This window comes from Bradyrhizobium sp. 1200_D9_N1_1 (genome assembly GCF_052075915.1).
In the GTDB taxonomy this organism is placed as follows: domain Bacteria; phylum Pseudomonadota; class Alphaproteobacteria; order Rhizobiales; family Xanthobacteraceae; genus Bradyrhizobium; species Bradyrhizobium diazoefficiens.
In genome coordinates this window covers 2,512,427-2,526,122 of sequence record NZ_CP197226.1, presented here as the reverse complement: position 1 = coordinate 2,526,122, position 13,696 = coordinate 2,512,427, and the positions used below count along the sequence as shown (strand labels likewise).

The 13,696-nt window shown below is 63.6% G+C and carries 14 protein-coding genes; 9 read left to right on the top strand and 5 right to left on the bottom strand.

All coding sequences use genetic code 11. The features are described 5' to 3' along the window. Nucleotides 1-85: 85 nt before the first annotated feature. The 3 genes from AB5K84_RS12210 to AB5K84_RS12200 are packed head-to-tail and all read left to right on the top strand — an operon-like array spanning nucleotide 86 to nucleotide 4,754. Complete coding sequence (locus AB5K84_RS12210; protein ID WP_011089481.1) at nucleotides 86-1,885, top strand: FAD-dependent oxidoreductase; 1,800 nt, start codon at nucleotides 86-88, stop codon at nucleotides 1,883-1,885. Continuing rightward, complete coding sequence (locus tag AB5K84_RS12205; protein WP_028174555.1) at nucleotides 1,855-3,702, top strand: 2-oxoacid:acceptor oxidoreductase subunit alpha; 1,848 nt, start codon at nucleotides 1,855-1,857, stop codon at nucleotides 3,700-3,702. Before AB5K84_RS12210 ends, AB5K84_RS12205 begins: the two co-directional genes overlap by 31 nt. After that, nucleotides 3,699-4,754, top strand: coding sequence for a 2-oxoacid:ferredoxin oxidoreductase subunit beta (locus AB5K84_RS12200; RefSeq protein ID WP_011089483.1), 1,056 nt, complete (start codon nucleotides 3,699-3,701; stop codon nucleotides 4,752-4,754). Before AB5K84_RS12205 ends, AB5K84_RS12200 begins: the two co-directional genes overlap by 4 nt. Here AB5K84_RS12200 and AB5K84_RS12195 read toward each other — a convergent pair whose 3' ends face one another. The 3 genes from AB5K84_RS12195 to AB5K84_RS12185 all read right to left on the bottom strand — a co-directional run bounded on the left by AB5K84_RS12195 (nucleotide 4,755) and on the right by AB5K84_RS12185 (nucleotide 7,714). After that, nucleotides 4,755-5,201, bottom strand: a complete 447-nt coding sequence (locus AB5K84_RS12195; RefSeq protein ID WP_028174554.1) for a DUF4399 domain-containing protein — start codon at nucleotides 5,199-5,201, stop codon at nucleotides 4,755-4,757. 17 nt (nucleotides 5,202-5,218) lie between these two features. Next, nucleotides 5,219-6,751 carry an SUMF1/EgtB/PvdO family nonheme iron enzyme gene (locus tag AB5K84_RS12190; protein WP_011089485.1) on the bottom strand — a complete coding sequence of 511 codons (1,533 nt, stop codon included), beginning with the start codon at nucleotides 6,749-6,751 and terminating at the stop codon, nucleotides 5,219-5,221. A gap of 393 nt (nucleotides 6,752-7,144) precedes the next feature. Further along, a complete protein-coding gene (locus AB5K84_RS12185; protein ID WP_028174552.1) occupies nucleotides 7,145-7,714 on the bottom strand; it encodes an STM3941 family protein in 570 nt (189 codons plus the stop codon). Between the two features lie 206 nt (nucleotides 7,715-7,920). Here AB5K84_RS12185 and AB5K84_RS12180 point away from each other — a divergent pair, with 206 nt between their 5' ends. The 6 genes from AB5K84_RS12180 (at nucleotide 7,921) to AB5K84_RS12155 (ending at nucleotide 10,744) form a co-directional block, all read left to right on the top strand. Beyond that, nucleotides 7,921-8,544, top strand: coding sequence for a hypothetical protein (locus AB5K84_RS12180; RefSeq protein WP_011089487.1), 624 nt, complete (start codon nucleotides 7,921-7,923; stop codon nucleotides 8,542-8,544). Nucleotides 8,545-8,585: 41 nt separating this feature from the next. Continuing rightward, nucleotides 8,586-9,035 carry a DsrE family protein gene (locus tag AB5K84_RS12175; protein ID WP_028174550.1) on the top strand — a complete coding sequence of 150 codons (450 nt, stop codon included), beginning with the start codon at nucleotides 8,586-8,588 and terminating at the stop codon, nucleotides 9,033-9,035. 260 nt (nucleotides 9,036-9,295) lie between these two features. Then, nucleotides 9,296-9,619, top strand: a complete 324-nt coding sequence (locus AB5K84_RS12170) for an ArsR/SmtB family transcription factor (protein WP_011089489.1) — start codon at nucleotides 9,296-9,298, stop codon at nucleotides 9,617-9,619. Then, a complete protein-coding gene (locus AB5K84_RS12165) occupies nucleotides 9,616-10,047 on the top strand; it encodes an SRPBCC family protein (protein WP_011089490.1) in 432 nt (143 codons plus the stop codon). The genes AB5K84_RS12170 and AB5K84_RS12165 overlap by 4 nt, the downstream gene beginning before the upstream one ends. A 44-nt stretch (nucleotides 10,048-10,091) precedes the next feature. Continuing rightward, complete coding sequence (locus AB5K84_RS12160; protein ID WP_011089491.1) at nucleotides 10,092-10,304, top strand: hypothetical protein; 213 nt, start codon at nucleotides 10,092-10,094, stop codon at nucleotides 10,302-10,304. Then, nucleotides 10,301-10,744 carry a DUF1801 domain-containing protein gene (locus tag AB5K84_RS12155; protein WP_011089492.1) on the top strand — a complete coding sequence of 148 codons (444 nt, stop codon included), beginning with the start codon at nucleotides 10,301-10,303 and terminating at the stop codon, nucleotides 10,742-10,744. Before AB5K84_RS12160 ends, AB5K84_RS12155 begins: the two co-directional genes overlap by 4 nt. A gap of 137 nt (nucleotides 10,745-10,881) precedes the next feature. Here AB5K84_RS12155 and AB5K84_RS12150 read toward each other — a convergent pair whose 3' ends face one another. Continuing rightward, on the bottom strand, nucleotides 10,882-12,420 hold the full coding sequence (locus AB5K84_RS12150) for a SpoVR family protein (protein ID WP_011089493.1): 1,539 nt from the start codon (nucleotides 12,418-12,420) through the stop codon (nucleotides 10,882-10,884). Continuing rightward, nucleotides 12,417-13,694: a YeaH/YhbH family protein gene (locus AB5K84_RS12145; protein ID WP_028174548.1), complete on the bottom strand. Its 1,278-nt coding sequence runs from the start codon at nucleotides 13,692-13,694 to the stop codon at nucleotides 12,417-12,419. The genes AB5K84_RS12150 and AB5K84_RS12145 overlap by 4 nt, the downstream gene beginning before the upstream one ends. Between the last annotated feature and the right edge of the window lie 2 nt (nucleotides 13,695-13,696).

Below are 13,696 nucleotides of genomic sequence, written 5' to 3'. Positions count from 1 at the left end.
TCAGAAACCAGATCGACGCGCGTTAAGCGTTCGCCAAGCTCAGAAGAGGCCGCCGGGTCTTTGGGCCTGCGCGGACAGGGTAGGAATGAAACCGACCGATATCGCGGCCCCCGACTACTTTCACAAAGTGGTCGACTGTCAGTGGGCCTGTCCTGCACACACCCCGGTTCCCGAATACATCCGACTGATCGCCCAAGGCCGCTACAGCGACGCCTACATGATCAATTGGAAATCGAACGTGTTTCCCGGCATTCTGGGACGCACCTGCGATCGTCCATGCGAGCCGGCGTGCCGCCGCGGACGCGTCGAGGAAACACCGGTCGCGATCTGCCGCCTCAAGCGCGTCGCAGCCGACTTCAAGGACGACATCACGCAGCGCCTGCCGCGCCCTTCGCCGAAGAACGGCAAGCGCGTCGCGCTGGTCGGCGGCGGTCCGGCCTCGCTGACGGTGGCGCGCGATCTGGCGCCGCTCGGCTATCACTGCACCGTGTTCGATGCCGATCCGGAAGCCGGCGGCATGATGCGCTCGCAGATCCCGAAGTTCCGGTTGCCCAATTCCGTGATCGACGAGGAGACCGGCTATATCCTCAATCTCGGCGTCGAGTTCAAAGGCGGTCACCGCATCGAGAGCATGAAGGCGCTGCTCACGGAGAAGTACGACGCGATCTTCGTCGGCTCCGGCGCGCCGCGCGGCCGCGAGCTCGACATTCCCGGCCGCAAGGAGGCCGCCGCCAACATCCATATCGGCATCGACTGGCTGTCCTCCGTTTCGTTCGGTCACACCGACAAGATCGGCAAGCGCGTGATCGTGCTCGGCGGCGGCAACACCGCGATGGATTGCTGCCGCACCGCGCGCCGCCTCGGCGGCGAGAAAGTCACGGTGATCGTGCGCTCCGGCTTTGAGGAGATGAAGGCCTCGCCGTGGGAGAAGGAGGACGCGATCCACGAGGATATTCCGATCCTCAACTACATGGTGCCGGTGGCATTCAAGCATGTCGCCGGCAAGCTCATCGGCGTCACCTTCCAGCACGTCAAAGCCGAATACGACGCCAAAGGCCGCCGCAACCTGGTGCCTTCGGGCGACCCCGAGCAGACCATTCCCTGCGACGACGTGCTGGTCGCGGTCGGCCAGGAGAACGCCTTCCCCTGGATCGAGCGCGACTGCGGCATCGCGTTCGACAAGTGGAATATGCCGCAGGTCGACCCCAAGACCTTCGTCTCGACCAACCCAAAGGTGTTCTTCGGCGGCGATGCCGCTTTCGGCCCGAAGAACATCATCTGGGCGGTGGCGCAGGGCCATGACGCCGCGCTGTCGATCCACAGACTGCTGTCGGGCGAGGACATCACCGAGCGGCCGCTGCCGGAGGTGCACGTCTCCTCGCAGAAGATGGGCATCCACGAATGGAGCTATGACAACGACATCTCCGTCGACAAGCGCTTCAAGGTGCCGCACCGCGACAAGGTGATCGCGCTGAAGGACATCCGCACCGAGGTCGAGCTCGGCTACGATGTCAAGCTCGCGCTCGGCGAAGCCCATCGCTGCCTGAACTGCGACGTGCAGACGGTGTTCTCGACCTCGCTCTGCATCGAGTGCGACGCCTGCGTCGACATCTGCCCGATGGACTGCATCACCTTCACCGAGAATGGCGAGGAACCCGATCTGCGCCAGCGACTGAAGGCGCCGTCGCTGCACCCCGACCAGGATCTTTACGTGTCCTCCGATCTCAAGACCGGACGCGTGATGGTGAAGGACGAGGATGTCTGCCTGCATTGCGGGCTGTGTGCCGAGCGTTGTCCCACCGGAGCCTGGGACATGCAGAAATATTTGATCGAAATGACTCACGCAGGTTCAGCATGTCCGACAAAAAGCCGATCAGCAGCGTAAACGACTTCGTCGTCCGCTTCGCCAACGTCAACGGCTCGGGCTCGGCCAGCGCCAACGAGATGTTCGCGCGCGCGATCCTGCGCCATGGCGTGCCGGTCTCTCCGCGCAACATCTTCCCCTCCAACATCCAGGGCCTGCCGACCTGGTACGAGGTGCGGGTGACGGAGGACGGCCATCTCGGCGCCCGCGGCGGCGTCGACATGATGGTGGCGATGAACCCGCAGACCTGGGACAAGGACGTCGCCGGTATCGAGCCCGGCGGCTATCTGTTCTACGATTCCACCAAGCCGATGCCGTCGACGAAATTCCGCGACGACATCACCGTGATCGGCGTGCCGCTCACCGCGATCACCAACTCGACCTACACCGATCCGCGCCAGCGCCAGCTATTCAAGAACATCATCTATCTCGGCGCGCTCTCGGCGCTGCTCGACATGGACGCGAAGCTGATCGAGCAGCTGATCGGCGAGCAGTACAAGGGCAAGGAGAAGCTGCTCTCCTCCAACGTCCACGCGCTGCATCTCGGCCGCGACTGGGCCTTGCAGAACCTGAAATGCCCGATCGGGCTGCGGGTGAAGAAGTCCGACAAGGTGGGCGACCGCATCTTCATCGAGGGCAACAGCGCCGCCGCGCTCGGCGCCGTCTATGGCGGCGCCACGGTGTGCGCGTGGTATCCGATCACACCGTCCTCGTCGGTGGCGGAAGCCTTCACCGCCCATTGCAAGAAGTACCGGCACGATCCCGAGACCGGGAAGGCGAAATACGCCATCGTGCAGGGCGAGGACGAGCTTGCCTCGATCGGCATCGTGATCGGCGCCTCCTGGAACGGCGCCCGCGCCTTCACCGCGACCTCCGGCCCCGGCATCTCGCTGATGACCGAGTTCATCGGCCTTTCATATTTTGCCGAGATCCCGGCCGTGATCATGAACATCCAGCGCGCCGGGCCTTCGACGGGCATGCCGACCCGCACCCAGCAATGCGACATCATCGCCTGCGCCTATGCTTCGCACGGCGACACCAAGCATGTGCTGCTGTTCCCGGAAGATCCGGCGGAGGCGTTCGAGTTCGCGGCCGCAGCCTTCGATCTCGCCGAGCGGCTGCAAACCACGATCTTCCTGATGCTCGACCTCGACATCGGCATGAACCACCGCCTCTGCCGTCCGCTGAAGTGGGACGATGCGCGGCAGTATGACCGCGGCAAGATCATGACCGCGGAGATGCTGGAGGAAGGCCGCGACTTCGGCCGCTATCTCGACGTCGACGGCGACGGCATCCCCTACCGCACCTATCCCGGCACGCATCCGACCAAGGGCTCCTATTTTACCCGCGGTACGTCCCGGGATCGCTATGCGCGCTACTCCGAGGAAGGCCCGGTCTACGCCGACAACATGCAGCGCCTGGTGCGCAAGTTCGAGACCGCGCAGGACCTCGTGCCGCGGCCGCTGCAGGCCAATGCGGAACGGCCGACCAAATATGGCGTGATCTATTTCGGGTCCACCTCCCCCGCGATGGACGAGGCGATCGGATTGCTCGAGGCACGCGGGCATCAGCTTGATCGCCTGCGCATCCGTGCCTTCCCGTTCCACTCGAGCGTGGCGAGCTTCCTCGCCGAGCACGATTTCGTCTACGTGGTCGAGCAGAACCGCGACAGCCAGCTCCGCCAGCTCATCGTCAACGAGAACGGCATCGATCCCGTCCGCCTCGTGCCGATCGTGCATTACGACGGCTCACCAATCACCGCCCGTTTCATCGCAAAAGCCATTGGCGATCACCAGGATCAACTCAAGGTGACCCCGCTCCGCAAGGCCGTATCATGACCTATATTGCCAAGCCGAAATTCCATCATCCGGGCCTCAAGAAGAACGAGCTCGGCTACACCCATCGCGACTACGAGGGCAAGATCTCGACGCTGTGCGCCGGCTGCGGCCACGATTCGATCACGGCCTCGATCATCGAGGCCTGCTATGAGCTGTCGATCGAGCCGCACCGGGTGGCGAAGATCTCCGGCATCGGCTGCTCGTCGAAGACGCCGGACTATTTCCTCGGCAATTCGCACGGCTTCAACTCTGTGCACGGCCGCATGCCCAGCGTGCTGACCGGCGCCAACCTCGCCAATCGCGACCTGATCTATCTCGGCGTGTCCGGCGACGGCGATTCCGCCTCGATCGGCTTCGGCCAGTTCGCGCATTCGATCCGGCGCGCCGTCAACATGACCTATATCGTCGAGAACAACGGCGTCTACGGCCTCACCAAGGGCCAGTTCTCGGCGACCGCCGACCGCGGCTCGAAGTCCAAGAAGGGCGTGACCAACACCGACAACGCCATCGACCTCGTGGCGATCGCGCTGCAACTGGGCGCAACCTTCGTGGCGCGCTCGTTCTCCGGCGACAAGACCCAGCTCGTGCCGCTGATCGCGGCCGCGATCCGCCACAAGGGCGCGTCCTTCATCGACGTCATCAGCCCCTGCATCGCCTTCAACAACCATGCCGGCTCGACCAAGAGCTTTGACTATGTCCGCGAGCACAACGACGCGGTGAACCGGCTCGACGTGCTGGTCGGTCGCGATCCGATCGCCGTGGACTATGCGCCGGGCACGGTGCAATTGGTCGAGCAGCATGACGGCAGCAAGATCGCGCTGCGCAAGATCGACGCGGACTACGATCCGCATGACCGGCTCGGCGCCCAGACCTTCCTCGCGAAGCACGCCGCCAAGGGCCAGATCGTGACCGGCCTGCTCTATGTCGATCCCGACGCGGAAGACCTGCACGCGCATCTCAACACGGTCGAGACGCCGCTCAATACGCTGGAAGCGGACACGCTGTGCCCGGGCTCGGCGGCCCTGGACAAGTTCAACGCCAGCCTGCGGTGATCATCTGCCGCGCTGAGGCAGCGGCCTGACGCGCACGGTGATCTTGTCCGACACGACAGGCGGCTCGAACGGATAGTGCTTCGCGTCGCCCAGCACCAGTTGAAGGGTATGGGTCCCGGGCGGAAGCTCGAGAAATGTTTCGGTCTGCCCTGCCCCGAAATGCAGATGCGACTTGTCCTGCGGGATCGGCTCCTTCGGATCGATGGGGTCGCTGACGTCGACCAGCAAATGATGATGGCCGGCGTTCTGGTAGTCGTCGCCGGCATGCGTCACGCCCATGTTGCGCAAGCCGAACCGGACCAGGAAACCGGCGCGCACCCTTTGCCCGTCATACGGGGTGATGAAATAAACCTTTGCGTCCTTTGGAGCAGCCTTACCCTGCGAGAAGGCCACGCCCGGGAGCAATGTGAGCACCGCCGACAGCGCAACGCAGCGAAGGATTTGCATCGGATCTACTCCTGCACTCAAGGACCGAGCGCGACGCGGAATCCATGCGTCGGGTAACGAACATTGGTATCGTAGCCGTCGCGGTTGGACGGCCGCACGTATCTCGAATCGTTCTTCCAGGAGCCCGAGCGCAGGACGTGCGAACTGCAGTCCCCACCGCTCCATGCCGAACCGTCATTGGGCGCGCCTTGATAAGTCCTGTGCCAGCAATCGGCGACCCACTGATCGACGCCGCCGCCCATATCGTAGAGTCCAAATGGATTGGGTTTGAAGCTGCCGACCTTCGACGGCTGCTCGGCGGCTGCGTCACCGCAATCCTTGCACCCGGCCATGCCCGGCTGGAGCTTGTCGCCCCACCAATATTTGCTCTGCGTTCCGCCGCGCGCCGCATATTCCCATTCCGCTTCGCTCGGAAGCCGGTACGGCTTCTTCGTCGCCTGCGCCAGCCAGGCCGCATATTGCTGGGCATCGGTCCAGCTTACATTCGTGACGGGGGCGTCGTCCTTCCCGATCGCCGTAAAGCCACACGCCTTTGCGGCGGCGCATTCATTCCACTCCCGCACCGTTACAGGGTATTTGCCGATCGAGAATGGCTTGATCGCGACCTGGTGAACAGGGCGTTCGGTCGGATCGTCGTTGCTTCCCATCGTGAAGCTACCGCCGCGAATGGCGGTCATGTCCGGCTCGCTGGCGGGCGTCGGCGATTGGCTGGGCGTCGGCGTCGGTGCCGGCGGCGCAGGTGAAGCCAACGAGGGCGACGGTTGCGGCGTCGGCACGGCCGATTCGCGCGCCGGAGGCTGCTGGACAGGAGATGCGACCGGAGAGGCAGTCGGCGTGGCGGCCTGCTCGCTTCCCTTGCCGGGCGGCTGCGCCAGAAGATACCAGAGCACGCCGGCTGCGCTGACCAGCAACGTCAAGCTGAGGAGAAAGATCAAGGTATTCTCGCGCCGGCCTCGCGTCCCGCCGACGGCATCTGCGTCGGGCAGGACGCGATAGATGCGTACGGGGTCGGTGATGTTCTTCACCTTGCGGTCGCCAAGGGCCTCGTAGCCGCACACCACCTTGTGCTTGATCTGCTCGTAGATCGCGCCCGAGATGTAGACCTGACCGGGCTCGGCAATGCCCTCGATACGCGTGGCGATGTTGACGCCATCGCCGTAAACGTCGTCCGGCTCGATGATGACATCGCCGAGATTGACGCCAATTCGGTACTCGATCCGGGAGTGCTTCGGAAGCGAGGCATTGCGGCCGATGAGATTCTGCTGGATGACGATGCTGCAGCGAACGGCCTCAACAGGGCTATCGAAGATAGCGATGAAGCCGTCGCCCGTCGTCTTCACCAGGCTTCCATGGTGCTCGACGATACTGGGCTCGATGAGGTCCCGCTCAATCCGCTTGACGCGGACATGCGTGCCTTCCTCGTCGGCCTGCATCAAGCGGCTGTAGGAAGCGATGTCACCGACAATGATTGCTGCGAGACGACGAGGCATGGCGCCGTGCGAAGGCGGCTCGTTCTGATTCCCGGATCTGAAGTTGCGAATTTCGCCCATTGCGCGGGGACTCCACAAACTTACAAAGGCCGCCCCACCCTACGATTTCGAGAAGCAATCGTCTGTGAAGGCTATCACATTGACAAACTGGGACAATGTCGAAGGACTCGCGACATCGAGTTCCAGGGAGCGAGGACCTTGAACCCTTCTGGCCCAACCAGCGACTAAAGCACCGCTCGGAACATCCATCTCATGTCGGTCCAATGATGACGATGTCTGGGAGGAGCGAACGTGAACGCGCCGCGCTTACCCTGCGACTAACGGCCCGCCTGGGCTTCCGCTATCGCCATCGCAGCGGCGATTTCGACTCCAGCGGGTCGTGCGGCAGCCACGCGGTGCTTCTCACTCAGGGCGACGAAGTCCGCCACTGGTTCAGCCAAGACACATCGGGCTTTAATGGACAGGCTCGGGCTCAGCTGCGGCGCGACCCGAATATGCCAACCGGCCGGCCGTCCAGTATTGCTTGCAGGTCTCGAACAGCGTTTCGCCGTCCATGGTCAGGCCGCCCGTGACGAGCACGCCGTCCGCGCCAATGGGCTTGTTCAGCAGCGACAAGACGCGCTTCAGAAAGCCGCCTTCGAACCGCCCGGCAAGAAGAGGATCGACCTGAAGAACGACGATCTTCTGGCTGCGATACCGAAAGATCGATATGTCCCTCACCGATCTCCACGAGATGGTGTCATCGGCGATCCTGGTGTCGCGAATGCCGATACGGGTGATGAAGAGGACCGGCTCCCTGGCGGAGATCAATGTCGAGAGCGTCTTGCAGGTGGTCAGGCCGAAAAACACGATGCCGAAATAGCTGAGCGCGATCTGGATCGTGGCGATGTCCTTGCCATAGTGCCAGCTGAATGCGAGCGCGCCGCACAGCAGCGTCGCCAGCAGGCTGGCTCCCAGCAACTTGAACAGCCGCGCAAGGGAATAGCCGATCGCAAGGTTGGGCAAGTTCTGACTTATGGACATTTTGACCGCCACCAGTCATCTGCAACAACCAGGGGCTTACCAACCCCCTCCTTCCAAATTGTTACAGCGGGAACCTTGCGCGAGGCTGCCCGCGAGGCGTGCGGCCAGGAACGCTTGAACGCAACGCTTTCCGCCCGCGACTAACGGCCAATCGGCCCTGACCGTCCCGCCGCGGGCCGTCAACGGCTCACGCGTTCGGTGCGACCATGAAGCTTGCCCTCCTCCTGCCGCTTGTCCTTGCCGCATTCACCGGCCTCGCCCACGCCGACGAGGCCGATAAAGTCCGGGAAACCACAAAAGCCGAAGCCGACGCCTTCACGGCCCGAATCTATGCGGGGGCGCCGGGTGACAAGGCCTATGCCTGCTTCGTCCGCCGCTACGATGCCGAGCACCTGGCGCGGCATCCCAAGCAGAAGGTCGCGTCGATGAAGCTGCTGATCTCCGCGGAAACCGACAAGGAGGACAAGCAACTCCACAATTCCTTCCGCCTGGGCTTCCGCTATCGCCATCGCAGCGGCGATTTCGACTCCAGCGGGTCATGCGGCAGCCACGCGGTGCTTCTCAAGGAGGGCGACGAAGTCCGCATGGGCTGCGGGGTCGACTGCGAAGGCGGCGGCATCGAAGTGGCGCTGTCCAAGGACAACAGGTCCGCCATCATTCGGCTCGAACAGGTCAGGGTCTGGCAGAACAACAAGCCGGATGACGAGGCCGAGCAATCGCTGGTCGCCGGCGCCGACGACAAGATTTTCCGCCTCGACCGCACCGACAACGGCGAGTGCGCCTCGCTGGTGACCGACCGCAAGGAACTCGCCGCGCTCCGCCACAAGTGATATGTGTCCGGCAAATTCGGGCGCAGCCGAGGGAGATCGCCATGAACCGCCGGAACATCCTGTGGAGCGCCGTTTCAGCGCTAGGTGCGGCGCTCGGCGCCTCCCGCGCACAGGCCGCGACCGAGGCTCCGCCGTCGAACAGGCTCAAGGTCGTCTATCACCTCAGCGACGCCGAGAAGGTCAATTTCGTGCTCGGCAACATCCAGAACCACATCGACGGCGTCGGCGGCCCCGAGCACGTCACGATCGCGCTGGTGATCCACGGGCCGGCGCTGAAGGCGTTTCACTCGGCGCAGGCCAACCCCGATGTCAGCAAGCGCGTCGGCGAGTTCTCCAAGGACGGCGTCGAGCTCGCGGCCTGCGGCAACACGATGAAGGCGCAGAACGTCACGCTGACGGATCTGCTGCCGGGCTTCGTCAGCGCGGAGAAAGGCGGCGTGGTCCGCCTGGCCGAGCTCCAGTCGCAGGGATATCTCTATCTGCGGCCTTAGAGCACTGCTGTTGCCACGAAAAAGGTGCGCTCCCTCCCCCGCTCGCGGGGGGAGAGCTGGGGAGAGGGTGTCTCCGCGATCGAGACCCCCCAAGAGGAGAGAACACTCACCCGGCGCTTTGCGCCGACCTCTCCCGCAAGCGGGAGAGGTGCAGCGGAGCCTGCGGCCGGTACCGAAATCCAATAGCCCCAAACACGCTTGACTTACCCATAACCCTGCGGTTATGAATTGATCCATAACTGAATGGTTATGGAATTTGCATGTCCACCGCTCCCGACCTCCTGTTCAGGACGCTCGCCGATCCGACCCGGCGGGCGATCTTCGAGCGGTTGTGCCGCGAGGGCGAGCAGACGGTCGGGGCACTGACGGCACGGTCGGGCGTTTCCCAGCCGGCGGTCTCGAAACATCTCGGCGCGCTGAAGCAGGCCGGCCTCGTGCGCGACCGCCATGAAGGACGCCAGACCCATTACAGCGCCCAGCCCGGTGCGCTCAATCCGCTGCTCGACTGGACCAGCCAGATGGCCGGGTTCTGGCAGAACCGGCTCGACGCACTCGACGATCTCCTGAAGAGGATGGACCAATGACCGAAACCTCGAGCGAGACCCGCGCCGTCGTCATCGAGCGCGAATTTGCCTTTCCGGCCGAGCGGATCTGGCGCGCGCTGACACAGCCGCACCTGATCGAGGAATGGCTGATGAAGAACGACTTCAAGCCGTCAGTCGGCCATCGCTTCAATCTTCGCGGCGAATGGGGCGGCGTGCTGGACTGCGAGGTGCTCACCATCGAGCCGCAGAAGACGCTCGCCTACACCTGGAATTTCGCGCATGAGGATGCGGCGTTCGACTTGCGAAGCGTCGTCACCTTCACGCTGACACCGACGAATGCGGGCACGCATCTGCGCGTCGAGCAGGCGGGCTTCAGCCCGACGCAGAAGCAGGCCTATGGCGGCGCGCATGCCGGCTGGAAGCAGTTTCTCACCAAGCTGGACGAGCTGCTGGCGCGACCGGATTGAGCCGGCGGCGTACATCCATTCCGACCATTGCAAAGGAGGTCTCGTTGAACATTCGACAAATCCATCGCTGGCTGTCCATCGCCTTCACGCTCGCCGTCATCGCGAACATCGTCGCGATGACCATGCAGATCCAGGCCGTGTGGATCGGTTTCCTGGCGCTCGTCCCGCTGATCCCGCTGCTCGCGACCGGGCTGTATCTGTTCGCGCTGCCCTATCTTGACCGGCGCAGCGGCATGCAGCGCGAGGCGAGGTCATGAAGAAGGCCGCCGCGATGAAGACAAGCAGCCCGAAGGACGCGGACGGAGCGTCGGCGTCCAAGTTGATCGACGGCAGGATCAAGGAGCTCGGCGACTGGCGCGGCGAGATGCTCGGGCGGATTCGCGCCCTGATCAAGGACGCCGACCCTGACGTGGTCGAGGAATGGAAGTGGCGCGGCGTTCCCGTGTGGGAGCACGACGGCATCATCTGCACCGGCGAAACCTACAAGGCCGTCGTGAAGCTGACCTTTGCAAAGGGTGCGGCGCTCGATGACCCGGCCGGCCTGTTCAATTCCAGCCTCGACGGCAATGTGCGGCGCGCGATCGATATTCGCGAAGGCGAGAAAATCAACGAGAAAGCGCTGAAGGCGCTGATCCGCGCAGCCGTGGCCCTGAACGCGTCCAAGGTGAAGAAGAAGCCAGCGAAGACGAAAGCGTGATGAGCTGAGGTCAAATCGAGTCTGGCCAGGGCAAGGCAACGCTCTCTCCGTTCCCTCCCCCCTTGTGGGGGAGGGAACGCACCTTCGTCGGCGCACTAGTAGGGACTCATCGTCAAGCGCCAGAAGTTGCCGGCGCCTCAGGCCACCGCCGCCGGGATCGGGCGCGGGCTCACGACATATTCACGCAGGACCTTGTCGTTGGCATCGACCTCGATCAGCGCGACGTCGTAGGTCCAGAGGTCCGCCAGATGCTGGAGCACGCGCTTGGCGTCGGTCTCGTTGAGCTGTGCGCCCTTGATGACGTGGTGATGCAGGATCAGCCGGCGGTCGCCGGAGAGATCGACGTCGACCACCTCGATATTGGCGTCGATGTAGCCGACATCGTGCTGCCGCGCCAGCTCGCGCCGGACGCGGCGGAAGCCGCGCTCGTCGTGAATGGCATCGACGCGGATGCCGGCACGCTCCTCGGGGTCGTCGTGCAGATGGAACATGCGCAGCTGCCGCATCAGCTTCGGGCTCAGGAACTGGCCGATGAAGCTCTCGTCGCGGTAGTTGGCCCAGACGTCGCGCAGCACGCCCATCACGTCGTTCTTGCCGGCGATGTCAGGGAACCACTCGCGGTCCTCGTCCGACGGGCTGGTGACGATGCGCTCGATGTCCTGCATCATGGCGAAGCCGAGCGCGTAGGGATTGAAGCCGGAGAAGCGCGGATCGTCGAATTCGGGCTGGAACACCACGTTGGTGTGCGATCCCAGGAATTCGAGGAAGTTGCCGTCGGTGATGCGGCCCTGCTGGTGCAGCTTGGTCATGATGCGATAGTGGACGTAGGTCGCCGTCCCCTCGTTCATCACCTTGGTCTGGCTCTGCGGATAGAAATATTGCGCGATGTGGCGGACGATGCGCAGCAATTCGCGCTGCCAGGGCGCCAGCCGCGGCGCGCTCTTTTCCAGGAAGTAGAGCAGGTTTTCCTGCGGCAGGCCGAGCAGCTTGCGGCGCCGCTCGACGCTGAGCGCGGAACGGCTCTTGCTCTTCCCCGCCGGCACGGTGCGCCAGAGGTCGTTGAAGACCTCCTCCTCGTGCTGGCGGCGACGCCCTGCCCGCTTCTCCTCGGCGCGCAGGTCGAGCTTCTTCTTGCCCGGGTAGCGGTCGATGCCGTGCGACATCAGCGCGTGCGCGGCATCGAGCGTACGCTCGACCTCGGCGCGGCCGTAGCGCTCCTCGCACTGCATGACGTAGTTCTTGGCGAAATCGAGATAGTCCAGAATGCCGTCGGCGTCGGTCCACTGCTTGAACAGATAGTTGTTCTTGAAGAAGTGATTGTGGCCGAAGGCGGCGTGCGCGATCACCAGCGTCTGCATCGTCGCCGTATTCTCCTCCATCAGATAGGAGATGCAGGGCGAGGAGTTGATCACGATCTCATAGGCGAGGCCCATCAGGCCCTTGCGGTAGGAGGCCTCGTGGTACGCGAAGTGCTTGCCGAAGGACCAGTGCTTGTAGAACAGGGGCATGCCGACCGACGAGTAGGCATCCAGCATCTGCTCGGCGGTGATGACCTCGATCTGGTTCGGATAGACGTCGAGCCCGAGATCGTTCTTCGCCACCTCCTCACAGGCATCGGTGATGCGCTGCAAGGTGTGGAAGTCCCAATCCGCGCCTTCGAACAATCTTTCCGTCATGGAGCGGCTTTCTCCTGAGAGGTTTCGCGGCGCTGGAACAGGTCGTGGAACACCGGGAAGATCTCGCTGCGCTCGCTGACCTTGCGCATCGAGAGCGGTGCGCCGCTGTTGCGCAGGCGCTCATAGAGGGTCCAGAGCGAGGAGTCGGAGAGATCGAAGGCGCTGCCGCCGGACTCGCCGACCTCGAGATAGGCAAAGAACTGGCAGACCGGCAGGATCTTGTCGGTCAGCAGAAGCCCAGTGAGCTCGCCGTCGGAATAGGAGTTGTCGCCGTCGGAGGCCTGCGCTGCGTAGATATTCCAGTCCGATGGATTGAAGCGCTCGCGCACGATGTCGTGCATCGCCTGGAGCGCGCTGGAGACCAGCGTGCCGCCGGAGGCCGGGCCGTAGAAGAAGGTCTGCTCGTCCACCTCCTCGGCGCGGTCGGTGTGGCGGATGAAGACGATCTCGACGTGCTTGTAGCGGCGCTTCAGGAACACGTAGAGCAGCATGTAGAAGCGTTTGGCGAGATCCTTCATGTGCTCGGACATCGAGCCGGAGACGTCCATCAGGCAGAACATCACGGCCTGCGCGACCGGCTTCGGCACCGTCTCGAAGCGGCGGTAGCGGATGTCGAGCGGATCGATGAACGGAATCCGCTTCGTCTTCGCCATCAGCTTTTCCAGCTCGGCGAGAAGCACCACACGCTCGTCCTCGTCGGTGCATGCCGCGATTGCGGCTTCGAGCTCTTCGATCTCGTCCTTGCGGGGACGCTTGAGCGCGATGCGGCGGGCGAGCGCGAGCTTCACCGTCCGGCTCACCGAGATGTTGGCGGGCGAGCCCGACGTGGTGTAGCCGGCGCGCTGGATGCCCTCGCTCTCGGTCTGCGCGATCTTGCGCTTGGCAAGATCCGGCAGCTCGAGGTCGTCGAGGAAGAGATCGACGAATTCGTCGCGGCTCAGCACGAAGCGGAAGGCGTCCTCGCTGTCGCCTTCGCCGGGACCGGAATCCTTGGCGCTGCCCTGGCCGGAACGCTGCAGATAGTCGCCCTCGACGAACTTCTTGTTTCCGGGCAACACCATGTCGCGCGTTCCGCCTTCGCGGCGGAAACGCGGCTCATGCATCCCGTCGAGCGGGATCGTGACCTCACCACCCTCCAGGACGTCCTTGATGTCGCGTTCCTGCGAGGTCTTCTTGACGGCGCCCTGCACCAGGGATTTGGCCCGACGCAAGAACCGCTGGCGGTTCTCAAGACTCTTGCCGCCTGGATTCAGGCGCCTGTCAATAATGTGAATGG